At 64.8% G+C, this 26,685-nt stretch carries 23 protein-coding genes; 10 read left to right on the top strand and 13 right to left on the bottom strand.

Features of this window, described 5'->3' with window-relative positions; genetic code table 11:
- Positions 1–28 precede the first annotated feature (28 nt).
- From KEC45_RS11780 to KEC45_RS11770, 3 genes are read right to left on the bottom strand one after another with little or no spacing between them, the layout of a single operon-like run.
- Positions 29–1,489, bottom strand: coding sequence for an MATE family efflux transporter (locus tag KEC45_RS11780; protein ID WP_238586595.1), 1,461 nt, complete (start codon positions 1,487–1,489; stop codon positions 29–31).
- A complete protein-coding gene (locus tag KEC45_RS11775) occupies positions 1,486–1,974 on the bottom strand; it encodes a hypothetical protein (protein ID WP_152682314.1) in 489 nt (162 codons plus the stop codon). The genes KEC45_RS11780 and KEC45_RS11775 overlap by 4 nt, the downstream gene beginning before the upstream one ends.
- Positions 1,971–4,724 carry a valine--tRNA ligase gene (locus KEC45_RS11770; RefSeq protein WP_062179154.1) on the bottom strand — a complete coding sequence of 918 codons (2,754 nt, stop codon included), beginning with the start codon at positions 4,722–4,724 and terminating at the stop codon, positions 1,971–1,973. Before KEC45_RS11770 ends, KEC45_RS11775 begins: the two co-directional genes overlap by 4 nt.
- Positions 4,725–4,810: 86 nt before the next feature.
- Here KEC45_RS11770 and KEC45_RS11765 point away from each other — a divergent pair, with 86 nt between their 5' ends.
- Positions 4,811–5,161: a cupin domain-containing protein gene (locus KEC45_RS11765; protein WP_202966786.1), complete on the top strand. Its 351-nt coding sequence runs from the start codon at positions 4,811–4,813 to the stop codon at positions 5,159–5,161.
- Positions 5,162–5,283: 122 nt separating this feature from the next.
- On the opposite strand, the gene KEC45_RS11760 is transcribed toward KEC45_RS11765, so the two are convergent.
- Positions 5,284–7,350 carry a S9 family peptidase gene (locus KEC45_RS11760; RefSeq protein ID WP_062179157.1) on the bottom strand — a complete coding sequence of 689 codons (2,067 nt, stop codon included), beginning with the start codon at positions 7,348–7,350 and terminating at the stop codon, positions 5,284–5,286.
- 170 nt (positions 7,351–7,520) lie between these two features.
- Between KEC45_RS11760 and KEC45_RS11755 the strand changes: the two genes are divergently transcribed.
- Entirely contained in the window at positions 7,521–8,204 is a 684-nt protein-coding gene (locus KEC45_RS11755) for an HPP family protein (protein ID WP_062183706.1), read from the top strand.
- 113 nt (positions 8,205–8,317) lie between these two features.
- On the opposite strand, the gene KEC45_RS11750 is transcribed toward KEC45_RS11755, so the two are convergent.
- The gene (locus tag KEC45_RS11750) at positions 8,318–9,604 is read right to left on the bottom strand and encodes an amidohydrolase family protein (protein WP_238586596.1); all 1,287 of its coding nucleotides are present in this window, start codon (positions 9,602–9,604) and stop codon (positions 8,318–8,320) included.
- Entirely contained in the window at positions 9,577–10,485 is a 909-nt protein-coding gene (locus KEC45_RS11745; RefSeq protein ID WP_062179160.1) for a neutral zinc metallopeptidase, read from the bottom strand. The genes KEC45_RS11750 and KEC45_RS11745 overlap by 28 nt, the downstream gene beginning before the upstream one ends.
- A gap of 150 nt (positions 10,486–10,635) precedes the next feature.
- Between KEC45_RS11745 and KEC45_RS11740 the strand changes: the two genes are divergently transcribed.
- The 5 genes from KEC45_RS11740 to KEC45_RS11720 all read left to right on the top strand — a co-directional run bounded on the left by KEC45_RS11740 (position 10,636) and on the right by KEC45_RS11720 (position 16,418).
- Entirely contained in the window at positions 10,636–11,781 is a 1,146-nt protein-coding gene (locus KEC45_RS11740; protein ID WP_252171073.1) for a patatin-like phospholipase family protein, read from the top strand.
- Positions 11,782–11,835: 54 nt separating this feature from the next.
- Positions 11,836–12,621 carry a 3-hydroxybutyrate dehydrogenase gene (locus tag KEC45_RS11735; protein ID WP_062179166.1) on the top strand — a complete coding sequence of 262 codons (786 nt, stop codon included), beginning with the start codon at positions 11,836–11,838 and terminating at the stop codon, positions 12,619–12,621.
- Positions 12,622–12,699: 78 nt separating this feature from the next.
- Positions 12,700–13,344, top strand: a complete 645-nt coding sequence (locus KEC45_RS11730; protein ID WP_252171072.1) for a DUF4893 domain-containing protein — start codon at positions 12,700–12,702, stop codon at positions 13,342–13,344.
- Positions 13,345–13,367: 23 nt separating this feature from the next.
- The gene (locus KEC45_RS11725; protein WP_062179173.1) at positions 13,368–14,681 is read left to right on the top strand and encodes an amidohydrolase; all 1,314 of its coding nucleotides are present in this window, start codon (positions 13,368–13,370) and stop codon (positions 14,679–14,681) included.
- A 537-nt stretch (positions 14,682–15,218) separates the two neighbouring features.
- Complete coding sequence (locus tag KEC45_RS11720) at positions 15,219–16,418, top strand: cation:proton antiporter (protein WP_193749119.1); 1,200 nt, start codon at positions 15,219–15,221, stop codon at positions 16,416–16,418.
- On the opposite strand, the gene KEC45_RS11715 is transcribed toward KEC45_RS11720, so the two are convergent.
- The 7 genes from KEC45_RS11715 to KEC45_RS11685 form a co-directional block, all read right to left on the bottom strand.
- Positions 16,415–17,581 carry a helix-turn-helix transcriptional regulator gene (locus tag KEC45_RS11715; protein WP_062179179.1) on the bottom strand — a complete coding sequence of 389 codons (1,167 nt, stop codon included), beginning with the start codon at positions 17,579–17,581 and terminating at the stop codon, positions 16,415–16,417. The genes KEC45_RS11720 and KEC45_RS11715 overlap by 4 nt on opposite strands.
- A gap of 243 nt (positions 17,582–17,824) precedes the next feature.
- Positions 17,825–18,382 carry a DUF4189 domain-containing protein gene (locus KEC45_RS11710; protein ID WP_252171071.1) on the bottom strand — a complete coding sequence of 186 codons (558 nt, stop codon included), beginning with the start codon at positions 18,380–18,382 and terminating at the stop codon, positions 17,825–17,827.
- Between the two features lie 71 nt (positions 18,383–18,453).
- Positions 18,454–19,677: a dihydroorotase family protein gene (locus KEC45_RS11705; protein WP_062179185.1), complete on the bottom strand. Its 1,224-nt coding sequence runs from the start codon at positions 19,675–19,677 to the stop codon at positions 18,454–18,456.
- The gene (locus KEC45_RS11700; protein WP_062179188.1) at positions 19,668–20,663 is read right to left on the bottom strand and encodes an aspartate carbamoyltransferase catalytic subunit; all 996 of its coding nucleotides are present in this window, start codon (positions 20,661–20,663) and stop codon (positions 19,668–19,670) included. Before KEC45_RS11700 ends, KEC45_RS11705 begins: the two co-directional genes overlap by 10 nt.
- Positions 20,664–20,676: 13 nt before the next feature.
- Positions 20,677–20,994, bottom strand: a complete 318-nt coding sequence (locus tag KEC45_RS11695) for a DUF1294 domain-containing protein (RefSeq protein WP_238586597.1) — start codon at positions 20,992–20,994, stop codon at positions 20,677–20,679.
- Positions 20,991–21,452, bottom strand: coding sequence for a Holliday junction resolvase RuvX (gene ruvX / locus KEC45_RS11690; protein ID WP_062179191.1), 462 nt, complete (start codon positions 21,450–21,452; stop codon positions 20,991–20,993). Before ruvX ends, KEC45_RS11695 begins: the two co-directional genes overlap by 4 nt.
- 16 nt (positions 21,453–21,468) lie before the next feature.
- Complete coding sequence (locus tag KEC45_RS11685) at positions 21,469–22,746, bottom strand: DUF3089 domain-containing protein (RefSeq protein ID WP_062179194.1); 1,278 nt, start codon at positions 22,744–22,746, stop codon at positions 21,469–21,471.
- Between the two features lie 200 nt (positions 22,747–22,946).
- Between KEC45_RS11685 and KEC45_RS11680 the strand changes: the two genes are divergently transcribed.
- From KEC45_RS11680 to gatA, 3 genes are all read left to right on the top strand, one after another.
- Entirely contained in the window at positions 22,947–24,719 is a 1,773-nt protein-coding gene (locus tag KEC45_RS11680) for a DUF4153 domain-containing protein (RefSeq protein WP_062183713.1), read from the top strand.
- A gap of 182 nt (positions 24,720–24,901) precedes the next feature.
- Positions 24,902–25,204: an Asp-tRNA(Asn)/Glu-tRNA(Gln) amidotransferase subunit GatC gene (gatC, locus tag KEC45_RS11675; RefSeq protein WP_062179196.1), complete on the top strand. Its 303-nt coding sequence runs from the start codon at positions 24,902–24,904 to the stop codon at positions 25,202–25,204.
- Positions 25,204–26,685: an Asp-tRNA(Asn)/Glu-tRNA(Gln) amidotransferase subunit GatA gene (gatA, locus tag KEC45_RS11670; protein WP_062179199.1), complete on the top strand. Its 1,482-nt coding sequence runs from the start codon at positions 25,204–25,206 to the stop codon at positions 26,683–26,685. The genes gatC and gatA overlap by 1 nt, the downstream gene beginning before the upstream one ends.

Raw genomic sequence — 26,685 nt, 5'->3', positions numbered from 1 at the left:
CGCGTCTTGGTCGAAAGCGGAACGCGCCTCAGGAGCTTGGTTGGGGCAACGTCCGGCGCCAGTTTCCGCGCCGATAGATCGCCCATGCCATCGCCAGCGACGCGAGCGACGAGAGCGGGAAGCTCCACCAGAGAATGTCGCTGCCGACGGGCGCGTAGCCGAAATAATATATGCCGAGGCGGATCGGGAACATCGACAGAAACAGGATGACGAGCGGCGGCACGACCGAGCCGTTGGCGCGCAGCGTGCTGATAAGGACGATGGTCGTGCCAAAGGGCAGGAAAGTCCAGGTCGCGATAAGCTGAATATTGCGTGCGACGTCGATCGCCGGGCTTTCGCTGCCGAGGAAGAGCGCGAGCGCGGTGCGGTCGAAGATCAGGAGGAGGATGATCAATACCCCGGTCATCGCCAGGTTGATCGCGATGCCGCTGTTCGTCACCGACGATACGCGGTCCCAGCGCCCGGCGCCGATATTTTGCGCCGCCATCGAACTGACCGCCGCGCCGACCGCGAGCGCCGGCATCTGGATATAGTTCCAGAGTTGCAATGTCGCGCCATAGGCGGCGGCGGTAACGAGTCCCTCGCGATTGACGAGACCGACCATGACGAGCCCGGCGCCCGAAATGACGAGCATCTGCGCGCCCATCGGCAGGCCGCGACCGATGATGAAGCGAAGCTCCGACCATTTGGGAATGAGATAGGAGAGTTCGTGCCCGCGCAGGCGGAGGACATGGTTCTTCGCGTAGAACCAGCCGATCATACCCGCTAGGCTGATCGTCCCCGCGACGGCGGTCGCGAGCGCGCTGCCCGCAATCCCGAGCCGCGGGAAGGGGCCGAGGCCGAGGATCAACACGGGGTTGAACAGAATGTCGAGCACCACCGCGAGGATCATGAACCGCAGCGGCGTCACGGCATCGCCCGCGCCGCGCGATGCCATCATCAGCGTGACCGAGAGCATCGACGCGGGTACTGCGAGGAAGGTGACGCGCAGATAGTCGTGCGCCATCGCAAAGGCCTCGGGCGGGGTTTCGAGCCAGCGCAGGATGCGGTCGGATGCGAACCAGCCAAGGATCGCGATGACGACCGAAAAGATCAGGGCAAGACCGATCACGCCGCCGGTTGCACGGCGCGCGGCATCGATATCGCCGCGGCCCATCGATTGGCCGATCAGCACCGTCGCCGCCATGCCGAAACCGAAAAAGGCGCCGAACATCAGGAACATGATGATGTTCGCGTTCGCGGTCGCCGCGAGCGCGCTATTGCCTAGAAATTGTCCGACCCAGATCGAGTTCACCGATCCCGACAGCGTCTGGAGAATGTTGGAGGCGAGCGTGGGCAGTGCGAAGAGGATCAGCGTCTTGGTGATCGGCCCGCTGGTCAGGTCCATCCGTCCGCCGCCGCGCGCGGTCTGGCGCGGCGGGACCGGGCTGGCAGCGGGGTCCGCGGCGGCTGCGACAGGGGTGGGAGTGATGGGGATTTCTTCGGTCACGCAGGGCCGCCTTCGAGATCGCCGACACAATCGGAGTCGGGATCGTCCTTTGCCATCTGTTCGAGTTCGCGCGTCTGTGCGCTGATGCCGGGGAAAAGCGCATCGGGCTGCGCGTGATGGGATGCGATCAGATCGAGTGCCCAGCGATAGTGGCGCGCGCCGGCGATGCAGCTGTTGCTGCCGCCGTCGCCTTCGCCCCAGATGACGGTCCATGCTGCGGCGCCGTCGCGGGTCAGGATGATCTTGAAGCCGCCGATGATGCCATTGTCGCCTTCGGCGTAAGCGATCGCGCGGCTGCCATCGTTCCAGACGCGCAGATGGCGAAAGGTGAAGCGCATGTCGGGATGCGTGCGCAGCGCCGTCAGGATCGCGGTGCGTTCGGCGCTACCGACCGACGGTGTGTGCGGGGTCACCTGTCCGGCAGCAAGCGGGGCGGTCAGAAACAACCCCACTGTCACTGCCAGAAGCTGCAACCCGCGCATCACCCCAGTCGCGCCAGTGCGGCGGTCAGGCGATCGGCCTCGGCCTCCTTGGCGGCGTGATCGGCGCGGGCCTTCTCGACCGCTTCCGGTTTGGCGCGTTCGACGAACGACGGGTTGTTCAGGCGTCCGGCAAGGCCGTCGCGTTCTTTGGCGGCGGCGGCGAGCGCCTTGGTCAGGCGGTCGCGTTCGGCGGCGATGTCGATCACGCCTTCAAGGGGAACGGTAATCGTCTCGCCCTCGACGACGAGCTGGGCTGACGCGCCGCCGGGTGCGGGGTCGAAACTTACGCTCTCAAGACGCGCAAGGCGGTCGAGTTGTGCGGCCAGCTTTTCTGAGCGGCTCTTGAGCGACGCCGGGAAATGCGCGGTCAGGCGGGCACCTGGGGGCAGGCCGAGTTCGGCTTTGGCGGTGCGAAGTTCGCTGACGAGCTTGATCAGCCAGTCGATATCGGCGCTGGCATCGGCGTCGCGCGCTGCGGCAGGCGCAGGCCATTTTGCCGTGATCAGCGGATAATCTGCGCGGTCGCCGAGCCCCGTCCACAGCTCTTCGGTGATGAAGGGCATGAAGGGGTGGAGCATGACAAGGATCTGGTCGAGCACCCAACCGGCAACGGCCTTTGTCTCGTCGTCGATCGCGCCCTTGATCAGTTCGAGATACCAGTCGCAGAAGCGATCCCACGCAAAGCTGTAGATCGCATTTGCGGCCTCGTCGAAGCGATAGGCAGCGAACGCCGTTTCCATCGCGGCGACGGTCGCGGCGACTTCGCCGATGATCCAGCGGTTGACCGGCGAGGTCGCGGAGGGCGCGTCGAAGCTGGTCGACGCCGAAATGCCATTGGCTTCGCAGAAGCGCGCCGCATTCCAGAGCTTGGTCGCGAAATTGCGATAGCCCGCGAGGCGTGCGTCATCCATCTTGATGTCGCGCCCCTGGCTTTCCATCGCCGACATGAAGAAGCGCAGCGCGTCCGCGCCATATTGGTCGATCAACCCGAGCGGATCTACGACATTGCCCTTCGACTTCGACATTTTCGCGCCATCTGGCGCGCGGACGAGGCCGTGCAGGTAAAGCGTCTTCCACGGCACGTCGCCCATGAATTCCATGCCCTGCATCGCCATGCGCGCATCCCAGAAGAAGAGGATGTCGAAGCCGGAGATGAGCACGTCATTGGGGTAGTGGCGCTTCAAAAGGTCGGTGTTTTCGGGCCAGCCGAGCGTAGCGAAAGGCCATAGCGCGGAAGAGAACCAGGTGTCGAGCACGTCCTCGTCGCGCGTAAGCGCAACGCCTGCACCCGCTTCGGCTTGTGCTTCCTCTTCGGTTTCGGCGACGAAGATGCGGCCATCTTCGGCATACCAGGCCGGAATCCGGTGGCCCCACCAGAGCTGGCGCGAGACGCACCAGGGCTGGATATTCTCCATCCAGTTGAAGAAGGTCTTTTCCCACGTCTTGGGCACGATGTTGATGCGCCCGTCGCGCACCGCGGCCATCGGCGGCTGCGCCAGCGTGGCGGCGTCGACATACCATTGGTCGGTGAGCATCGGTTCGATGACCACGCCGCCGCGGTCGCCGAACGGCTGCATGATCAGCTTGTCCTCGACCTTGACCATCAAGCCCTCGGCATCGATGTCCGCCACGACGCGCTTACGCGCTTCATAGCGATCGAGACCGCGATATTCCTCGGGCACAAGGTTGAGTGCATCGATTTCGGCCGGGGTCGCGCTCGCGCCCTTGGCGATCTCGACCGCGCGCGCGGCAGCTTCGGCATAGGGCACACCATCGACGCGCATCGCCGCGACCTCGTCCATCAGCCGGTACATCGGAATGCCATTGCGCTGCGCGACGCCATAGTCGTTTTCGTCATGCGCGCCGGTGATCTTGACCGCGCCCGATCCGAAATGGGGATCGGGATATTCGTCGGTGATGATCGGGATCAGGCGCCGATGTTCCTTCGGGCCGACGGGGATCTCGCAATATTTGCCGACGATGGGCCGATAGCGCTCGTCATCGGGATGCACCGCGACCGCTCCGTCGCCCAGCATCGTTTCGGGGCGCGTCGTCGCGATCGAAATATAGTCGCGCTCTTCCTGAAGCACGACATTGCCGTCGGCGTCGCGCTCGACATAGGTGTAGGTCTCGCCGCCCGCGAGCGGATATTTGAAGTGCCACATATGGCCCGGTACTTCGTGCGATTCGACTTCGAGGTCAGAGATCGCGGTCTTGAGCGCGGGATCCCAGTTCACGAGCCTTTTGTCGCGGTAGATCAGGCCCTTTTTGTGCAGGTCGACGAACACCTTGACCACTGCCTTGGTGAAATGCGGGTCCATGGTGAACTGCTCGCGGCTCCAGTCCATCGAACAGCCGAGACGGCGGAGCTGGCGCGTGATCTGACCGCCGCTTTCGCCCTTCCATTCCCAAACCTTGTCGACGAATTCCTCGCGCGTGAAATCGGTGCGTTTCTGCTGACGTTCGTTGAGCTGGCGCTCGACGACCATCTGCGTCGCGATGCCGGCATGGTCCATGCCGACGACCCACAAGGCATCCTTGCCGCGCAGACGTTCGTAGCGGACGAGGACGTCCTGCAACGTATTGTCGAGCGCATGGCCGATGTGCAGCGCGCCGGTGACATTCGGCGGCGGATTGACGATCGTGAAGGGTGTCGCGTCGGGACGCGCGGGGCGAAACAGCCCGCGGCTTTCCCATTCATGGGCCCATTTCGCTTCGATAGCGGCGGGATCGAACGTTTTTTCCATCGGCATAGCCGGGCGCCTTTGCCAGCCGGGGTGCGGGCTGGCAAGCCGGATCGGCAGAGTTTAGGATGGCGCCGACTTGCAGGAGCAGGGCCATGGACTATGCGATGCGCAGCGGTGTCATCCGCTTGGCCGACTATGCGGCAAAAGTACCGACGCCTGAGGGCGAACGATCGGTGCTTGCGCTCAAACGCGGGACGCTGGACGTCCGCCTGTCGGTTCCCGTTCCGCCGAACCGCCAGACGCCGCATGAACAGGACGAGCTTTACGTGGTAATTCGCGGTGATGGCGTGCTGATCCATGGCAGCGAGCGCACGCCGTTCGCTGCGGGCGACCTGCTGTTCGTCGCGGCCGGGGTCGAGCATCATTACGCCGATTTCAGCGACGATCTGGCGCTGTGGCGCATATTCTATGGCAAGGTGGGCGGCGAAGCGGCAACGGGCTGATCGTTCGAACAACGCTATCTCTTCGTCATGCCGGACTTGATCCGGCACCCCGCGTTCAACATCGAAATAAAGAAGTGGGACCCCGGATCAAGTCCGGGGTGACGAGAAGAGAGAAGTCACCGTTATTTCTTGAGGTGACTACCGAGCCAATTGAACACCGTCTGGTGCCACTGGACGCTGTTCGCACCCTTCAGCACCCAATGGTTCTCATCGGGAAAGACGAGCAGTTCCGACGGGATGTTGCGGCGCTGGAGCGCGGTAAAGGCGGCGAGGCCCTGGCTGTAGGGAATCCGGAAATCTTTTTCGCTGGTGATCACCAGCATCGGGGTCTTCCACTTGGTGACATGATTCACCGGATTCCACTTTTCGGGGTCGGTGCGCTCCCACCAGGGTCCGCCATGATCCCATTCGTCGAACCACAATTCCTCGGTCTCGAACGCCATGGCGCGCAGGTCGAAGACGCCGTCGTGCTGGACAAGGCATTTGAAGCCGTCGGTCCACTGGCCCGCGATCCAGTTCATCATGTAGCCGCCATAGGAAGCACCGAGCGCGCAGGCGTTGCTGAGGTCGAGCTGCGCATCCTGCTTGCCCGCCGCGGCGAGGCCGAGCTTCAGATCCGCGAGCGGCTTGCCGCCCCAATCCTTGTTGATGCTGTCCGTGAAGGCCTGTCCGTAACCCGTCGATCCGTGGAAATCGACGGTGACGACGCCGTAACCCTGCTGCGCGAAGACGCGCGGGTTCCAGCGCGTCGACCAGCTGTTGCCAAAGCTGCCCTGCGGCCCGCCATGGACGATGAAGGCGACGGGCAGCTTTTGCACGGGGCTGACGGGCTTCACGATCATGCCCCACACCTTGTCGCCGTTTGCGCCCGCAAATTGGACACGGTCGAGTTCGACCGGATCGAATTGGGCGAGCGTCGCCGCGTTGACATTGGTGAGCTGGCTGACCTTGCCTTTCGCATCGCGAACGAACAGGTCGGTCGGTAGCAGCGCGCTGTTGCGCGAATAGAGCAGTGCGCCGCCGGGAAGCGGCGCGACGTCGCCGATGTTGCCCTCAAAGGCTTCGGTCGTCGCCTTCAGCTTCTCCACCTTGCCCGTTGCCACATCGACGCGGAACACCGGATGTTCGAGCGTGTCCTGCGCGGTGACATAAAGCGATTTGCCGTCGGGAGCCCAGGCGATCGAGGCGACCGAGCGGTCCCACGCGTCGGTGAGCTTCTTCGTTTCGCCGCTTTCGAGGTTGCGGAGCATCAGCACCTGCCGGTCGGCCTCATAGCCGGGGCGCGCCATCGCGGCATAGGCAAGCCATTTGCCGTCGGGCGAGGGGGTGGGAAGGGTGTCGGTCGCCTGATTGTCTTCAGTCAGGTTGGCCGGCATCATCCGGCTGTCGACGAGCCAGCTATAAATATCGAGGTTGGTCGAGGTGGGCTCGTTACGGTCGGCCTTGCGCAGCGTGAAGAAAATGGTGCGGCTGTCGGCGCCCCACGCCAGTTCCTCGCCGCCGCCGAAGGGTTTCGACGGGCTGTCGCCGGTCAGGCCTGCGTCGACCGGGCGCGCGGCGCTCGCCTTGCCGTCCGCAAGGTTGAAGATGAAGGGGCGGCTATAGGTGCCGGGCGTCTCCCACTGGTCCCAATGGCGAACGAAGCCCGCGCCGTCCTTATAGAGCCGGCCGCTGCCGGGACCGGTCAGCGCGCCCTTGTCCTTCGCATCGCAGCCGAAATCGGTGCATTCCCTGGGGATGTCGCCCCAGGCGAGCAGCTTCGTCGCGTCGGGCGAAATCTTGAAGCCCGAAACATCGGCCTTCGTATCGGTGACCTGCGTCGCGGCGCCGCCAGCCTTTGGATCGATGCGCCACACCTGATCCTTGCCCGACGCATTCGAGAGGAAATAGAGGATGCCGTCCTTGTCGAAAGTCGGCGAGGTTTCGTTCTTGCCCGCCGTATCGGCGATCGGCGTCGGCTTTGCGCCCTTTGCATTGCGGTCCACCAGCCAGAGGCCTGTCGAGCGCTTGTAGGTCTCGCTCTCGGTCTCGGTCATCTGGAAAACGACCCAGCGGCCGTCGGGGGATGCGGTTGGTGCAGCGACACGTTTCAGCGTCGCAAGGTCAACCTCGGTCATCGGACGGGCCATGGCGGGAGAGGAAAGGGCGGCGGAGAGCGCGATCGCGCTGGTGAGGAGCATGTTACGCATGGACGCGGTTTAGCGATACGACGCTGGCGTTCAAGGACGAACCGCGCCGCACGGACGCCCGGCAATATTCTGGCTTGCGGACGCGCAAATAAACCTCTCTGGCCGCCCGGTTCGAAAGATTGCATCGCGCCGCTCGCGAAGCCGGAAGGATGATGATGGTCCGCGCCATAATGAATACAGGCCGTTTGTTCGTGCCGCTGCTGGCGGGCGCGAGTCTGCGCGACCGCGTAATCGCCAGCATCGGCGCGCTGATCGGGATCGGTTTCGTCGGACTGACCTGCACTGTGCTGTTCCCGTCATCGATGCCGTGGATCGTCGCGCCGATGGGGGCGTCGGCGGTGCTGCTGTTCGCCGTGCCCGCGAGCCCGCTCGCACAGCCCTGGTCGATCGGCGGTGGCAATGTCGTTTCGGCGATTGTCGGTGCGATCGTCGCTTGGATAGTTCCCGATCCGGCAATGGCTGCTGCGCTCGCGGTTTCGCTCGCGATCCTGACGATGTCGTTGCTCCGCTGCCTTCATCCGCCGGGCGGCGCGGCGGCGCTGAGCGCGGTGCTCGGCGGATATGCACTGTTTTCGGCGCATGTCGCCGACTTCCTGGTCGTTGTGTTGGTCAATTCGGCGTTGATGGTGGGCATCGGATGGCTGTTCCACCGTTTTTCGGGGCACAGCTATCCGCATCGGGCCAAGCCGGTCGAAGGCAGGGCGCTGCCGCCTGCGTCGGCTTCGGGGCTGCTGATGGGGGATATCGACATGGCACTCGACGATCTTGGCGAGACGTTCGACATCAGCCGAGAGGATCTGGCACTGTTGCTCGAACGCGCCGAGGTACATGCGGCGGAGCGCGGCGGACGCTAAAATACCTTCGTCATTGCGAGCGCAGCGAAGCAATCCAGAGCGTGACAAGCCGCACTGGATTGCTTCGCTACGCCCGCAATGACGGGCGGGGGTGTGGGCTGACGCTAAAGCGGTCAGCGGATGAGCGTACCGCCCTTCATCACATGGTCGATTTTTTCGAGGACGGTGATGTCGGCAAGCGGGTCGGCCTTTACCGCGACAAAATCGGCGTAGCGTCCAGGAACGATCGCACCCACGTCACCGCGTCCCATTTCCTGCGAAGCGCGGCCGGTCGCCGACTGGATAGCCTGCATCGGCGTCATTCCATATTTGACCATGTTGCGGAACTGGCGCGCATTAAGCCCGTGCGGATAGACGCCAGCGTCGGTCGCATAGCCGATATTGACCCCCAGTTCGACCGCGCGCTTGAAAGCGGCGCGCTGTGCGTCGGTCGTCTCGCGGTTCTTGCGAAGATATTCCTCGGGCCAGCCCTCTTTCGTGCCGACCTCGTCGATATAGGTCCCGTTATAGATATCCATCGCCAGCCAGGTGCCGTGCTTTTTTGCGAGCTGCAACGTGGCTTCGTCGGCAAGGCTTGCATGTTCGATGCTGTCGACACCCGCGTTGATCGCGTTCTGGATGCCGATTGCGCCATGCGCGTGCGCCGTAACCTTCTTGCCGCGGGCATGCGCGACCTTCACGATCGCACGGAGCTGTTCGACCGTCAGTTCCGGAGCGCCGGGTTCGGTGCCCATTGCGAGGACCGCGCCGGTGGCGATCGTCTTGATGAAATCAGCGCCATGATCGAGCAGGTACGTCGTCTTCGCGGCCGCCTCCTCGGGCGTCGCGGCGACGCCGAGGCGCATGTCGGGCGGCAGCTCTTCGTTCGGGACGACGCCGTTGAGTTCGCCGCCGCCTTTCGGAATCGTGAGATAGGCGCCCGCGACCCACATGCGCGGGCCCGGCACGTCGCCGCGATCGATCGCGTTGCGCAGCGTCACATCGGTGAGCCCGCGATAGGTGCCGACATCGCGCACGCTCGTAAAACCGGCGTCGAGCGTGACGCGCGCGTTGCGCGCGCCAACGAGCGCCGTTTCGGCGGGCGAAGCCTTTATCGGCGCGGCGAGGTCGGCGCTTTGACCGAGATCGGCGAGATGGGTGTGGAGGTCGATCAGACCCGGGAGCACGTTGAACGCCGACCAGTCGACCAGGGTGGCACCATCGGGCGCCTTGCCGCATGGTCCGACCGACTTGATGTGTTCGGCCTCGACCGTAATGCACTGGCCGGTCCGGACCTCGTTCGACACGCCGTCGATCAGCCGTCCCGCCTTGATATAAAGCGTTTCGGCAGACGCCGGCGATGCCGCCAATAGACTTGCCGCGAGTGTCGCGATCAGATGGCGGTATCGAATGTATCGCACTGGCGCGGGTCCCCCGTTTGCAGGCCGCGGCGCAGCCATGTCATGCGTTGTTCACTCGTCCCGTGCGTGAAGCTTTCGGGAACGGGGCGCTGCCCGGCCGAGCGCATCAGCGTGTCGTCGCCGATTGCGTTGGCGGCGCGCATCGCCTCTTCCATGTCGCCGGTTTCCATCACGGGCTGGCCCGCGCTGTTCCTGGCGCGAGCGGCCCATACGCCCGCATAGCAATCGGCCTGCAACTCCATGCGGACCTGCAGCGCATTGCCCTCGGCCTGCGAGGCGCGCTGCTGCGCACGGCGGACTTGATCCGAAATGCCGCTGACCGTCTGGATATGGTGGCCGACCTCGTGAGCGATCACATAGGCCTGCGCGGCATCGCCTGCGGCACCGAACTTCTGATCAAGCTCCCGGAAAAAATCGGTGTCGAGGTAAACGCCTTGGTCAGCGGGGCAATAGAAGGGACCCATCGCCGACTGGGCAGGGCCGCACTTTGATTCATTCCTGCCTTCGAAGAAATTGAGTGTCGGTTTTTGATAGCCGCTGATTAACTCGCCCCATACTTTGTGCGTCGAACGGAAAGCGTTGCACGCAAAGCGTTCGGCATCCGTGTCGCAGGCGACCGCAGGGCCGCCGCGGCTATCGACCGCCGGATCGGCGGTTCCGCCGCCGCTACTCAGCATGTTGGCGCCGGGGCCGAGAAGGAAAAAGGCGGCCGCGCCGAGAATTAGGATCGTCCCGCAGCCCATCTTGCGGCCGAGTAGCATCGGAAGGAACGCAAAGAGTAGACCGCCGAGGCCGCCGCCACCGCCGCCGCCAAACCCGCCGCCGCCGCGTCCGAGGTCGCGAATATCGTCTCCGAGGCCGGAATCGTCGTCGAGGCGCATGGGAGTTCTCCAGCGGTAAAGCGTTTCTTTCGCCCGATAGTTACAGCAGCCTCGGGCAATTGGAAGGGGGTTCGCATATAATCGAGCCATTGCAATAGGCTGTGTTGCGGTGCACAAAACGCGCGTAATCCATCAGGGATTTTTGAGTCCATGCCCCGCAGAGCCGTCCGCGCCGCCCTACCGCTCCCCGATCTCGTCGTACTCGTCCTGCAGGGCGGTGGCGCGCTGGGCGCGTTTCAGGCGGGGGTTTATGAGGCGCTGATCGAACTCGGCATCGAGCTCGACTGGGTGGCCGGGATTTCGATCGGTGCGGTCAATGCGGCGATCATCGCCGGGAACGAGCGCGATCAGGCGGTCGGCAAGATGCGCGAATTCTGGGAAGGCGTGTCGTCGGCGCTCCCTTCGCTGCCCGTGGTCGACAATGACTGGGCGCGCGAATGGACGCATATGGCGGCGGCGGGGCAGGTGATGGCTTTCGGTGTTCCGGGCTTTTTCATTCCGCGCTTTCCGCCGCCCGCGTTCGCGGCGCGGCAAACGCCCGAGGCGATCAGCTTTTACGATACGAGCCCGCTCCTTGCGACACTCGACCGGCTTGTCGATTGGGACCGGGTCAACCACGGCAAGGTGCGGCTGTCAGTCGGCGCGGTCGCCGTCGAGACCGGCAATTTCCGCTATTTCGACACTGAATGCGACACGATCGACGCACGCCACATCCTCGCATCGGGAGCATTGCCGCCGGGCCTGCCGCCCGTCGAGATCGACGGCACATGGTATTGGGACGGCGGGCTCGTCTCCAACACGCCGCTCGAGCATGTCGTTGCGGCGGCGCACGATGATATGCTGGTGTTTCAGGTCGATCTTTTTCCCGCGCGGGGCGAACGGCCGCACGATCTGGAAGAAGCTTGGTCGCGCGAGAAGGATATTCGCTATTCGAGCCGCACGCGCCGGATCTCGGACGGGCTGGTTCGGCGGCGCAAGGAACATCGGCTCATCGACCGGATGCTGGCGAAGCTGCCCGAGGATTTTGCCGACCTCGCCGAAGTGAAAGCGGTTCGCCGGATGGTCGATTGCAGGGCGCTGAACGTCGTGCAGTTGATCCACCAGCCGCCAGCCTGGCAGACGGGCGCGCGCGACTTCGAATTTTCGCGCTCGACGATGGAAGTCAACTGGGCGCTCGGCCGCGATGCGGTCGAAGCGGCGATGAAGGACGGCCATCTGCTCGCCGAGAGTATCGCTGAAGGACGCTCGGACAGTTTTGCGGTGCAATCGGGCGGCCTCAGACCAAAGGATGGTTGAAGCGGCCGGCCCCGCCCTTCATCTTTACATTCTCCCCCACGGAAAGGATTACCCATGCGCCTCAAAGGAAAGACCGCCCTCGTCACCGGATCGACCTCGGGCATCGGACTTGGCATCGCCAAGGCGTTTGCCGCCGAAGGCGCGTCGATCATCATCAACGGGTTCGGCGACGCCGACGCGATCGAAACCGAACGCAAGGGACTGGAAGCGATCAGCGGCGGGAAGGCCGCCTATGACGGCGCGGACCTGACGAAGCCCGAACAGATCGAGGACATGTTCAAGCGCGCCGAAACGGATTTCGGCGGGGTCGATATTCTCGTCAACAACGCCGGCATGCAGTTCGTTTCGCCGGTCGAGGATTTCCCGGTCGAGAAATGGGACATGATCATCGCGCTCAACCTGACCGCCGCTTTCCACACGATCCGCCACGCGGTACCGGTGATGCGCAAGAAGAAATGGGGACGCATCATCGCGACCGCATCGGCGCACTCGCTCGTCGCCTCGCCGTTCAAATCGGCCTATGTTACCGCCAAACACGGGCTTGCCGGCCTGACCAAGACCGTCGCGCTCGAAGTCGCGGACGCCGGGATCACGGTGAACTGCATCAGCCCCGGCTATGTCTGGACGCCGCTCGTCGAAAATCAGATCCCCGACACGATGAAGGCGCGGAACATGACGCGCGAGCAGGTGATCAATGACGTCCTGCTCGCGGGCCAGCCGACCAAGCAGTTCGTTACCGTCGAGCAGGTTGCGGCAATCGCATCTTTCCTGACGCGCGACGAAGCTGCGAACATCACCGGTGCCAATCTCAGTGTCGATGGTGGCTGGACGGCCGCCTGATACCGCTGCGCTCTTGAGCAATCCCCTTTGCCCTCCTAAGGTTAACCAAGAATAGGGCCGGGGAAGAGACGGAGAATCATGGGTCGCACCATATGGGTTTTGGCGGTGGCGCTCGGCGTCACCTTGAGTGCTTGTCGTACCGTGCCGCCGGTGCCGCCTTCGTCGGCCGACGTTCCGACCGATGCGACGGGCACCTGGCGCGCGACGGCGACCGACGCCGACAAAGAGCGAGTGCGCGGCTGGTACAGCAGTTGGCAGGCGGCGCTGGCCGACGCCCGGGCGAAGGGCTTTGGCGCCGATATCGATCGCGAGGGCTTGCTCCTGCAACCGGCGGCGGCGCTTCCCAATCCGCATTTGCCCGCTGGCGATTACCGGTGCCGGACGATCAAGATCGGCGCGCAGGGGCGCAGCAGCCTGTCCTATGTCGCTTATGGCTGGTTCCGGTGCCGCGTCGCGCCTGAACAGGGACTGTCGAGCCTGACCAAGATTTCGGGGTCGCAGCGCCCCGTCGGCCTGATCTTTCCCGATAATCTGAAGCGCCAGATTTTCCTCGGCACGCTAGAACTCGGCGATGAAAAGATGGCGGTCAATTACGGCAGCGATCGGATGCGTGACATGGCGGGGCTGGTCGAACGCATCGGCGACAATCGCTGGCGGTTGGTGCTGCCCGCACCGGCTTATGAATCCTTGCTCGACGTGATCGAACTGGTCCCGGCGAGCTGAAGAGAACAACAGGGGATAACAGCATGCGAATTTTGTGGATGAGCGCTGCGGCGCTGGCTCTGGCTGCGCCCGCAGCAGCGCAAACGCTGGGCGGCGAGGTTGAAAAGCAGATGCCGTCGCTGATGGCGATCTACAAGGATCTGCACGCCAATCCCGAACTCAGTTTCATGGAAGTTCGCTCGGCCGGCATTCTTGCGGCGGAGGCGCGCAAGCTGGGGTTCAAAGTGACCGAAAAGGTCGGGGGCACCGGCGTCGTTGCGGTGATGGAGAACGGGCCCGGACCGGTCGTCATGGTGCGTGCCGACATGGACGGGCTGCCGGTAACCGAACAGACAGGGCTTCCCGGAGCATCGAAAATACGCGTGACCACCAAGGAAGGCGTCGAAACCGGCGTGATGCATGCATGCGGCCATGACACGCATATGACGGCATGGATCGGCGTCGCACGGCTGATGGCCGCCAACAAGGCGAAGTGGTCGGGCACGTTGGTGATGATCGGCCAGCCGGCCGAGGAACGCGGGGCTGGCGCACGGATGATGCTCGCCGACGGCCTCTACACGCGCTTTCCCAAGCCGCAATATGCGCTCGCCTTTCATGATGCGGCGCAGTTTCCGGCAGGGAAGATCGGCTATACGCCGGGCTATGCGCTCGCCAATGTCGACAGCGTCGACATCAGTGTGAAGGGTGTCGGCGGCCACGGCGCCTATCCGCAGACGACCAAGGATCCGATCGTGCTCGCGAGCCGGATCGTCGGGGCGCTCCAGACGCTTGTCTCGCGCGAGATCAGCCCGCTCGACAGCGCGGTGGTGACCGTCGGCAGCTTCCATGCCGGGGCGAAGCACAATATCATTTCGGATGAAGCGAAGCTGCAGCTTACCGTGCGCAGCTATAGCGACGAAGTGCGCGATCATCTGCTCGACGGCATCGCGCGCATCGCGAAGGGCGAGGCGATCGCCGCAGGAATGCCTGACGACAAGATGCCCGTCGTGACGGTGCAAAAGGACGAATATACCCCCGCGACCTTCAATACCCCGGAATTCACCGAGGAAATGGCGGCATATCTGAAAACGAGCTTTGGCGACGACCGCGTCGTGCAGATGCCGCCGGTCATGGGCGGCGAGGACTTCAGCCGCTTCTGGCGCGAGGACAAGAGCATCAAGAGCCTGATCGTCTGGGTCGGCGGGGTGCCGCAGGCCGAATATGATGCGGCGAAAAAGGACGGGCGAACGCTGCCCAGTCTCCATTCGCCCTTCTGGGCGCCCGACGCGCCCGCGGTGATTTCGACGGCGACCGAGGCGCTGACGGCGATGACGATGAAGCTGATGGCGAAGAAATAGGCTGGGGGCGCTGACGACCAATTGCAGACAGATTCTCTCCTCGTCACCCCGGGCTTGACCCGGGGTCCCGCTTGAGGTCGAAGCCAGTGAGTGCGTCAAAAAGCGGGATCCCGGGTCAAGCCCGGGATGACGGACGTGGGGGACGGGATGTCCGCTCCCCACCCCAAAACAAACATCGCCTTCAAATAGGTCTTTCCTACATTATCCGGCTATGCCAGCCTTCATCCGGCTCTTTCACTCGGTGAACAAAAAGGCGGTGGCTGCCTGGCTTGCGGGTGCGACCATGATCGGACGTGCCGCGCACATCCAGCACGCCGCGACTTGCAAATCGGCGCGCTCATAGGGCTGAACTTTACTGAACTTTGGAATATTGCGCGGCCCTTGCGCTGACCCGATCCCGGATTCAGCGGGCGATGCCCAAAGAGGGCAACGACTGGTCCCCGCCCCAAACTCGCCCAATATCCCATCCGCTTCGGGATGAGGGAACGTTCACAATAGCGCTTGCCCGTACCCTTCCGGCGGGATAGCTTCGGTCCCGTGGCGTTCCTGATCGATCTTGTCTGCTTCCTTATCGTGCCCGTCCTATGCTGGCGGCTGGTGCGCGGAGCGGTGCCGATGGCGGTGTTGCCGATATTGGCGGGGATGGCCTTTGCGATTGCAGCCGATCGCTTCGGCTTCGACAAATCGGTCCTCGGTCCCTCCGAATGGGGCGAGACGATCGGGTGGCTGGGCGTGCTCGTGCTGGCGTTCAGCGCGGGGCTTGAGACGCGGGTCACCACCAAGCAGGCGCCAAGGATCGGCGGACGCGTGGTCCGGACTGCGCTGATCGCACTGGCAGTGCCGTTCGCAGTGGGTTTCGCCGTCGCACTGTCGGGCGCGCTGGATGTAGTTCTGGCACGGCCAGCCGGGGTGTCGCCGCTGCTGTCGGCGGGCGCGATCGGGCTGTGTCTGGCGGTGAGCGCATTGCCGGTGCTCGTCGGTATCGTGCGCGAGTTGCCGATGAGCGACCGGCCGCTGGGCAATTTGTCGCTGCGCATCGCCGCGCTGGACGACGCGATCCTGTGGATCGGGCTCGCGCTGCTGTTGTTCCTCCACAAGGGCGAGACCGGGGCGCTGTTGGCGGGTGGGCTGGCGCAAATTGGTGCAATTGCCGTGCTTGCGACGATGATCGCCGCGCGGGGCGGGCTGGTTCGGCGCCTTCCCGATCATATCGCCGTCAGCGTGTTGCTTGGCATCGCCTATCTGGCGGCAGGGGCGTGGGCGACGAGCATGCTGGGCCTCCACGAATTGCTCGGCGCCTATTTCGCCGGAGTGCTGGCGCCGCAACCGCTCGCCGAGCGTCTGCGGCCCGAGACGCTGGGAAAAGTGGCGCTATTCGGCCTGTCACCGCTGTTCTTTGCGCATCGCGGGTTGAGTATCGACGGGGCTGTGGTGACCGCGGGGGCGGTGGGCGCGGCGCTGGCGCTGTTGCTGCTGGCGAGCGTGTCGAAGCTGGCGGCCGTGCATCTGGCGCCACCCGATCCCGACATGCCGGCCGCGGAACGCACGCGTCTGGGGCTGCTGCTCCAGTGCAAGGGGTTGATGGAAATCGTCGCGGCAACGATCCTGGTGCAGGCGGGACTGATCACGCCGACCGTATTCGCCGTCCTGGTGACGCTGGCGCTGGTTTCGACGACGTTGACGGTGCCGCTGTTCCGCCTGGCATCGCGGACAAATATGATCCGCGCCGCGGCCTAGCCTTCGCTTGCGGGAGCTGGCAGCCGGGCAAGCTGCGCGACGAGCTGCGCCTGCGTGGCGGCGCCGGTCTTGCGGAAGATGCCCTTCAGGAGAAAGCGTACCGCGTTCACGCTGACGGCGCGCAGCGCGGCATAATCCTGAAGCGTGTCGCCTGCGGCAAGCGCGACCGCGAGGCGGGCTTCGGCCGGGGTCAGCCCGAACCATTGCGCAACGCGATCGATTTCGACCACAGGGGTTTCGCCCGGCGAACTGCCGAGAGTGACGATCAGCGAGGCGCCGAGCCGGACCCCGCCAAGCTGCTGCGCCGACTGACGCGTGACGCGCGCGACGAGCACGGGGCATTCGGTGCCCGATGGGTTGAGTGCCTGGAAAGCGACGCCCGTCGGCGCCTCGCTCTTGACCAGATCGAGCAATATTTTCTGGCTGGGCGGATGCGTGAAGGCAAAGCGATCCTGCGCAGTGCGGATGAAACCCGCCCTTTCGTAGCGCGCGGCCCGGCTGTTCGCGGCGAGGATATTGAGCTGGTCGTCGAGGCTGAAGATCGCGAAGGGCGCGGCGTCGGTCGCGGCGCGCGCGGCGCCCGCGGCGAGGTCTAGCGTCGCGATGCGGTCGCTGATCCGCATCGCGCGCTGCATATGCGGGGCGAGAACCCGCAGGCCGCGCTTCAACCGCTCGACATCGCGGTCGCCGGGGCCGGGGAGCATCAGCCCGAGCCGTTCGCTGCCACGCTGGTCGAGGAGGACGGCGATCATCCGATCGATCCCCCAGGGCGCGAGGAAGTTGCGGAAGAATTCGGTTTCGAGAAATTCCTCGCGCGTCATGATGTCGTTGCTGTCGACAACGCTGCCGTTGCCGTAACGCATCAGCTTGCGCGACCAGGGATGGTTGCCGGCATATACGGCGGTGTAGATTTCCTGAACCCCCGCAGCGAGGCCGGTCGCGGCGACGAAGCGAGCGCTCGGCGGGCTAGTCGATTCCCAGAGGATGAAGGCGGCTTCCCAGCTGAGCGGGCAGAGCGTGCCGGTGATGCGTGCGAGGGTTTCGTTCCAGCTTTCGGGATGCAGCACCGAATCGTAGATTTCGCCAATCAGCGCGTTCAGCACTTCCCATTCGGCCGGCGCATTATGGTCGGACGGAAAGGTCGGTCCCTGATCGTTCTGCATGCACTTCCCCCCAGAAGACCCGCAGCAACGTCATTTGATAGGAGCAAAGGCGCGAAGGCAAGCGCAATGCGATAAAACGAAAATATTCTGTCTCCTACCCATGTGGGTAGCGAACGAATCATCCGAATCGGCCACTAATTGGATGCGACCCGAGGAAGGTGGAACCAAGGCCATCTTGCTCTCTTGAAGTCCGTCGGCTTGCCGGCGGACTTCATTTGTTTGTGCGGGGTGCGCGCGCGACGATCAAAAGCGGAAGAAGTAGGGCATGCTTTCGAGCGTCTCGACGATCTTGCATTTGGCGCCCGCGCTCTTGCAACTGCCCATCACCGATCGTTTCGCTCCGCCGGGCGTGCCCGCGAAGCCGGCATAATATTGCCCCTCCGTGTCGCGCGCGATCGCGAAATGGCCGTTCGCGCCCCACAGGCCGACGACGCAATCGCGCCCGCCTGCTTCGCGGCACGCCGTCATTGCATGGTTTTCGGCCTGTTCGCGGTTATCACCGCGCAGCGCGCCATAGGAGTAGCCGGGCTGGCCCGACGCCGAGCGCCAGAAGGCGATCGCGGCGAAGCTATTGACCATATAGCCGCCGACATAATCCTGTTTTTCCTGGGCGAACGGGATGACCTGTCCCGGCGGGGCGACGTCGCCGCCGCCGTACATCTGTTGCAGGACCTGCGGCGGCGGAGCGTTACAGGGGAGGCCCTGCGCGCAGGGGATGCCCTGCACCGGCGCCATCTGCGCCGCGGTCGCGGGAGCAAGCAGGGCGGCAGTAACGAAAGCGGGAAGGGCAAGACGGCGCATCGGGTCAACCTCGCTGTTTATCGACCCCCGCATGAAGGCTATCGAATTAAATCAGCGAGATAAAGCCCGTTTCAGCGAATCCGCTGGCCGCCCTTCCACATGGCCGTGGCGCGGCCCTGTACGGGCATGCCGTCGAAGGGAGTGTTGCCCGCCCAAGCCGCCATTTTCTTTGCATCGACCTGCCAAGGCGTATCCGCATCGACGAGGATGAGGTCGGCTTCCTTGCCCACCGCGAGTTTTCCGGCGTCGACGCCGAGCAGGCAGGCGGGGGTGCCTGCGAGCAGTTCGAACAGGCGGCCGGGGGAGATGTGGCCGTCGCGCACGAGATTAAGCCCGAGCGCGAGCAGCGTTTCGGCGCCCGCCATGCCGGGCAACGCTTCGGCAAAGGGCAGGCGTTTGTCCTCGGGACCGCGCGGGTCGTGGCCTGAGGCGAGGATGTCGATCGTGCCGTCGGCGATCGCGGCCAGGCACGCGTGCCGGTCATCCTCCGAGCGCAGCGGCGGCGACAGGCGGGCGAAAGTGCGGAAATCGCCGATCGCGGTGTCGGAGAGCAAAAGATGCGCGGGGGTGATGCCGCAGAGGACGGGCAGCCCCTTCGCCTTTGCGGCGCGGATCAGATCGAACCCGCGCGCGGTCGTGACTTGCCGGAAATGGACGGGTGCGCCGGTTTCCTCGACAAGCGCGAGGTCGCGCGCGATCGCCATCGCCTCGGCAATCGCGGGTGCGGAGGCGAGGCCGAGGCGCGTTGCCATCTCGCCGTCGGTCGCGACCGCGCCGGCGGTGAGCCCCTCGTCCTCGGCATGGATGATCGTGACGAGCCCGAGCGAAGCGGCGTAGGCGAGAACGCGGCGCATGACGCCGCTGTCGGTGATGCGGCTGCGGCCGGTCGCGATGGCGCGCGCGCCCGCCTGTTTCATCAGGCCGATTTCGGCGAGTTCTGCGCCCGCCAGGCCTTTTGTCGCGGCGGCAAGCGGATGGACCCAGAGGTCGGGTTTGCCGCCCTTCGCCGCGCGTTCGACCAGCCCGGCGCCGTCGAGCGGGCCGTTGTCGGGCATCAGTGCGGCGCGCGTGATTCCGCCGAAGTGAAAGGCGGGCTTGTCGGTCGCGAAGACGCCGAGGTCGATGATGCCGGGGGCGAGCCACTGGCCTTTGGCGTCGATCGTTTCGGTGCCGCCCGGGATTTCGGTCGGGTCGATTGCGGCGATGCGGCCATCGACCACGAGCAGGCTGCCCCCGCGCGGCGCGTCGCCGTCGATCAACTGCGCGTTCGTGATATGGAGCGGCTTCAGTTCCATCCGGCGACTCCCCGCTTGCGGCGCGTCAGGATGTCGAGGCACGCCATGCGCACGGCGACCCCCATTTCGACCTGTTCGGTGATCGTCGAGCGCAGCGGATCGTCGGCGACGCTGCTGTCGATCTCGACCCCGCGGTTCATCGGACCGGGGTGCATGACGATCGCGTCGGGCTTCGCCTTTTCAAGGCGCTTGGGGGTGAGGCCGTAGAGGGCGTGATATTCGCGTGCCGACGGCAGATAGGCGCCGTCCATACGCTCGTTCTGGAGGCGCAGCATCATCACGACGTCGGCGTCCTTGATGCCTTCGTCCATGTCGGTGAAGGTCGTCACATGCATCCGCTCCATCGCGGGCGGGGTGAGCGTCGGCGGGGCGACGATGCGGACCTCGTTGCCGAGCAGGGTGAGCGCGAGAATGTTCGAGCGCGCCACGCGGCTGTGGAGGACGTCGCCACAGATCGCAATGGTCAGACCCTCGACGCGGCCGAGGCGGCGGCGGATGGTGAGTGCGTCGAGCAAGGCCTGCGTCGGATGTTCGTGGCGGCCGTCGCCGGCGTTGAGAACGGGGCAGTCGACCTTGTCGGCGATGAGTTGGACCGCGCCCGAGCTGCCGTGACGTATCACCATCGCGTCGGCGCGCATCGCGTTCAGCGTCATCGCGGTGTCGATCAGCGTCTCGCCCTTCTTCACGCTCGATTGCGCCGCGTGCATGTTGACGACATCGGCGCCAAGGCGTTTTCCGGCGATTTCGAAAGACAGCAGGGTGCGCGTCGAATTTTCGAAAAAGGCGTTGATGATCGTGAGGCCCGCGAGCCGGTCGTCATGCTTGGCAGCGCCCGAGCGGTTGAGGTCAACCCACTCTTCGGCCGCGTCGAGAACGTAGCTGATCTCCCATGGAGTGAGCTGGGCGATGCCGATCAGGTGGCGATGGCGAAAGGCATCGCCGCCGGGCGGATAGTCGCTGGCGGGTCGGAGTGTGGAGCTTGTCATTAAAGCCGAGCGTCTACGCAGACGGGGGTAAATAAGCAAGTGCCGCGGCGACGATCGGATCGAGCAAATCGAGCGCCCAAAGCCCGAGCAGGACGATTTCGGCGGCGCAGAGCATGACCATTTTTGCTGCAAAGGGCTGTTTGCGCGTTTTGTGCCTGACGAGGCGCGAGGCCGCATAGGTGCCGATGGCGCCGCCGAGCCACGCCCAGCCGAGCAAAGTGCCTTCGGATATGCGGCGCGTGCCCGCCTCGGCGCGGCGCTTGTCGGCGACCATCAGGCCGAAAGCGATGCCGTTCGCAACGCCCAGCCAGATCAGGATATATTCGTTCAACCGCGCGTCATCGCGTCGATCGCGCCCTGCAGGATGAACGCCGCGGCGGCGCTGTCGACGCGCTCGGCACGTTTGGCGCGGCTGACGTCGGCGGCGATCATCGCGCGTTCGACCGCTGCTGTCGACCAGCGTTCGTCCCAAAGCAACAGGGGAAGTCCCAGCGGCGCGAGGTTGCGCGCGAAGGCGCGGGTGCTTTGCGTGCGCGGGCTGTCGGTACCGTCCATGTTGAGGGGCAAGCCGACGACGAGACCGACGACATCATGCTGCGCGATCAGGGCCTTCAGCGTTTCGAGATCGACCGAGAATTTCTTGCGGATGATCGTCTTGTCGGGGGTCGCGAAGCTCCAGTTCACGTCGCAGAAGGCGACGCCGATCGTCTTGGTCCCGACGTCGAGGCCAACGAGGCGGCCGCCGTTGGGGAAATTGGCGGCGAAGTCGGGGACGGCGGTGGTGATCATCGAGCGGGACCCCGGATCAAGTCCGGGGTGACGAAGGCGGGGCGGCGGGGGCGGCCGGAGGAGGCGTCGGCGCCGTGGGCGGCGGCACCGGCGAGGGCTTGCCTTCGTACGTCGCGAGGCGGCGGAGCGCATCGGCGCGGACGTTGGCCCAGAAGAGGGTGATGTCGTAAACGTGATAATTGTTGCCCGGCAGGACATAGCCCGCGACGACGTAATTTTTCGCGATCTCGGCATCGCCGATCATCAGGAAACCGCGCGTATCGTCGCATTTGGCGCCGATCTTCCCGGCGATCAGCGAGCCCGATTTGAACCCTTCGGTCGGCTTCAGCGTGCCGATATTGGCGGCGGGCGCGGCTTCGGTGTCGGGAATGCCGGTCAGCGGGTTCGTGCAGAGCATCCGCGTGCCCGCGCGCGGGCGGCCGTCGAAACCGATCGTGCCGTCATAGGCGTCGGTGACCATGATCGGATCGGCGGGATCGGCGAAACTCGCCCAGCCGAGGATGCAGCCCTTTTGCTCGGGCGTCTGGCACGCGGGCAGGCCGAGCCCGGCGATGTCGGTGTCGAGGCTGATCGGCCAGCCGATCACATAGGCCGCGACAATGCGCTTCGCGAGCGGGGTGCCCGCGATCCGGGTCTTGAGCAGGGTGGTGAGGTGGAGCGCGCCCTGGCTGTGGCCCGCGAGGATGATCGGCTTGTTCTTGGGCTGCGCGGCAAGGAAGGCGTCAAAGGCTTCCTCGACGTCGCGATAGGCGGAATCGATCGCCTTGCCCGCGGTGACGCGATCTTCGGCCAGGAAAGCGCCGAGCGTCGCCTGGCGGTAGCGCGGCGCCCAGATTTCGCCCGCATCGGCAAAGGCGCTGGCCATGCCCTGAACGAACAGGTTGGCGCGGTGGTCGGAATCGCGATCCTCTAGCGGGGCGTTCCAGCTCGACCGGCTGTAATAGCTGGTCGGGTGGACGAAGAAGACCGCGGCGTCGCCCTTTGGCGTCGCGGGCGTTGCGGCATTGGCGGGCGGAATGAGCTGGTCGCCGGTCGGGGCATTCTCCGTCCCCGGCGTTTCGCTGCCATCGGCGGCCGGGCGCCAGGCGGATGGGTCCTTTGCCATTCCGGGGCGCGCAAACCACATTTTCGGATCGTCATAGGCGTTCGGCGCGACGGCGGCCTGCGGCTTGAATTCGGTGCTCGGGACGAAGGCGGTGCGTGCGATCCAGCCCGGGAATAGTTGGTACACGACCCCGGCGGCGACGATCAGCAGGATGATGGCAGCGATGATGTAGAGAAATTTGCGGGCCAAATGGGGGCTCCATGGGAGGGGGAGGTCGTTTGGGCATCTTTACCCGTTCGCATCGAGCGAAGTCGAGATGCCCGCCGGCCTTGGTTGTCCCGATGGGTGTCTCGACTTCGCTCGCCACGAACGGCACCGGGGGTTGGTTCCAGTAAATCGCGCGCAGCTTTGGCTTGCCCGCGCCCGCGAAACAAGCCCAGATTGCGATCATGACCGACACGAGCGCACCCGCCGCCCCCGATTCGCCCCTTCGTCCGCTCCATGTTTCGGCGCGCCTCGACGACAATGATCCGCCCTGGCCGCTGCGGCCGTGGATCATGGCGGCGATCTGCGCCGTCGCCGGGCTCGTCTTTCACCTGTTGATCGACCATCATTATGACGATGCCCTGGCCGATTGGCGCAGCGCGCTGGCGACCGGCGTCGCGGCGTCGGCGGTGGTGTTCGTGCTGGGGGTCGAATTGCGGCGCTGGTATTGGGCGCTGGGGTTCGCGCTCGGCTGGGGCGTGATCCTCGGGCTGATCGCGTGGCAAACCGCGGCGTATAATATTCAGGGCAATCCGGTCGAATGGCCGTTCTGGTCGGGGATACTGGCGGTGCTGGTCGCGACGCCGCTGTTCCAGACGCGGCGCGATGTCGCGCCCGACTGGCGGTTCTGGAAACTGTGGCAGATGCCGTACGCGCGGCTTCACAGCCACGCGTGGACCGATGCGGTGATCGGGGCGGCGGCGCTGGCCTTTGTCGGGATCACCTTCCTGCTCACCGTGCTGATCGGGCAGATGTTCAAGCTGATCGGGATCAACCTGATCTTCGACCTGCTGAACGACGAATGGTTCGGCTGGATGCTCGCGGGCGCGGCATTTGGCGGCGCGGTGGGCCTGCTGCGTGAGCGCGACAAGCTGGTCGCGACCCTGCAGCGGCTGGTGATGATGGTGCTCGCGGTGCTGGCGCCCGTGCTGGCGGTCGCATTGATACTGTTCCTGCTGTCGCTGGCGGGGACGGGGCTGCAGAAGCTTTGGGATTCGGGCTTTTCCACCGCGGCGGTGATGATGGCGGTTGCGGCGTTCGCGGTGCTGCTCGCCAACGCGGTGATCGGCAACGGCAGCGACGATCGCGCGACGAGTCCGATGCTGCGCTGGGCGGCGCCGGCGCTGGTCGTCGCGGTGCTGCCGCTGGCGGGGATCGCTTTCTACTCGATGCATTTGCGCGTGATCCAGTACGGTTGGACGCCGGAGCGCATCTGGGGCGTGATCGCGGCGATGATCGCGCTGGCCTATGGCATCGCGGGCGTGTGGGCCGTCGTGAAGGGGCGGCGCGATTTCGACGATTGGCTGCGGCCGCTGCAACAGAAGCTCGCGATCGGGCTGGCGTTGCTCGCGCTGTTGCTGGCGCTGCCGATCCTCGATTTCGGGGCGATTTCGACGCGCGACCAGGTGGCGCGGCTGAAATCGGGGACGACGCCGGTGGAGAAGTTCGATTGGGCGGCGATGGCGTTCGATTTCGGACCGAGCGGGCGGGCGGCACTCAAGGAAATGGAGCGTTCGCCGCAAAAGGCGCGCGCCGATGCGGCCAAGTCGGCGCTGGCGGCGAAGAATCGCTGGGATTTGAACGGGCCGCGCGGCGTGCTGCTGTTGCGCCCGCTGGCCGAGCGGCTGCGTGTGCTTCCCGAGGGACGTGCCTTGCCTGCGGCGGCGCTCGACCGGATCGCGGGAAGTTATATGTGCAGCCGCGCAAAGGCCTGCATCGCGATCTGGCTCGATGACAAACGCATCGGGGTGCTGGGGCAGGATGAGCCGGGCGAGTCGCTCAATTTCGATTTTGTCACGCAGAATGACGCTGGCCAATGGGTGCAGGGCGATTGGGCGAAGGCGGCGCCCGCTAAAAAGTCGCCGGTCGACCTGTCGAAGGCGCGCATCGAGGTCGAAACGGTGTCGCAACGTCGCATATTGGTAGATGGGGTGCCGGAATCGGGGGCTTTTGAATAGTTAGCCCGCGCGAGCAATTCTTCACCTCGTCATTGCCGCGAAAGCGGGAACCCAGTTTGCCACGCTCTGGGTTCCCGCTTTCGCGGCAATGACGAAGGTTTTTGGGGCAGTTCTACTAGCCGCACCTTGAAGCGCGCGGGGCGGGATGCTAGCGGCGCGGCTTCGTTAAAGTTAGGGCGATCATGGCAATCGATCAGGCAACAGTAAGGAAAATCGCGTCGCTGGCGCGCATCGCCATCAGCGATGCCGAAGCCGCCGCGATGGAAGGCGAATTGAACGGCATATTGGGCTGGGTCGAGCAACTCGGCGAGGTCGATGTGACCGGGGTCGAGCCGATGACGGCGGTGATCCCGAATGTGCTGCGGCTGCGCGACGACGTGATCGACGCCGACCCGCTGACCGGCGGCAACCGCCGCGACGATATTCTCGCGAACGCCCCTGCGCCGCAGCATGGCTTTTTCGGCGTTCCCAAGGTGATCGAATAATGACCGAGTTTACCAATCTGACCGTCGCCGAGATCCGCGACGGTCACCGCGCGGGCGATTTCAGCGCCGTCGAGGTTGCCGAGGCGTTCAACGCCAATGTTGCTGGAGCAAAGGCGCTCAACGCCTTCATCGTCGAGACGCCCGAACATGCACTGAGCGCGGCGAAACAGGCCGACGCCGATCGCGCCGCGGGCACGCTGAAACCCCTGTCGGGCGTTCCCATCGGGATGAAGGACCTGTTCGCGACGAATGGCGTCCAGACGACGGCGGCGAGCCACATGCTCGAAGGCTTTGTTCCGCGTTATGAATCGACGGTGTCGGCGAAGCTGTGGGACGCGGGCGCGGGGATGCTGGGCAAGCTGAACCTCGACCAGTTCGCGATGGGGTCGTCGAACGAGACGAGCTATTTCGGCAATGTGATTTCGCCGTGGCGGCGCAAGGACGGCGGCAATGCCGCGCTCGCACCGGGCGGATCGTCGGGCGGTTCGTCGACCGCGATCGCGGCGCGGCTGTGCCCCGCGGCGACGGGCACCGACACTGGCGGCTCGATCCGCCAGCCGGCGGCCTTTGTCGGCATTTCGGGGATCAAGCCAACCTATGGCCGCTGCTCGCGCTGGGGCATTGTGGCGTTCGCCAGCTCTCTCGATCAGGCAGGGCCGATGGCGCGCGACGTCAAGGATTGCGCGATCATGCTCGAGAATATGGCGGGCTTCGATCCCAAGGATGCGACAAGCCTGAACCTGGCTGTGCCCAATTGGGAAGCGGCTTTGTCGAGCGATCTCAAGGGCAAGAAGGTCGGTATTCCCAAGGAATATCGTTTGGAAGGCATCGATCCCGACATCGACGCGATGTGGGACGCGGGCATCGCCATGCTGAAGGATGCGGGCGCCGAGGTGGTCGAGATCAGCCTGCCGCACACCAAATATGCGCTGCCGGCCTATTATATCATCGCGCCCGCCGAAGCGTCGTCGAACCTCGCGCGCTATGACGGCGTGCGTTATGGCCTGCGTGACTTGCCCGAAGGGGCGGGATTGCAGGATATGTACGCCGCGACGCGTGCCGACGGTTTCGGGCCCGAGGTCAAGCGCCGTATCATGATCGGCACCTATGTGCTGTCGGCCGGCTTCTACGATGCATATTACACGCAGGCACAGAAGGTTAGGACGCTGATCGCACGCGATTTCGAACAGGCGTTCGGCGTGTGCGACGTGATCCTGGCGCCGACCGCGCCGTCGGCGGCGTTCGGGTTGGGCGAAAAGATGGCCGATCCGCTGGCGATGTATCTGAACGACGTGTTCGCCGTGCCCGCGAGCCTCGCGGGTCTACCTGCCATGTCGGTCCCCGCCGCGCTGAACCGCGAAGGGCTGCCGCTGGGACTGCAGATCATCGGCAAGGCATTTGACGAGCAGGGCGTGCTGAACGCCGGGCTGGCTATTGAAGAGCGCGCGGGCTTTACGGCGCGCGCCGAGAAGTGGTGGTAA

The sequence above is a fragment of the Sphingopyxis sp. USTB-05 genome, from assembly GCF_023822045.1.
Taxonomy (GTDB): Bacteria; Pseudomonadota; Alphaproteobacteria; order Sphingomonadales; family Sphingomonadaceae; genus Sphingopyxis.
The sequence above is the reverse complement of the archived record's forward strand: the minus strand, read 5'-3'. Positions and strand labels throughout refer to the sequence as shown.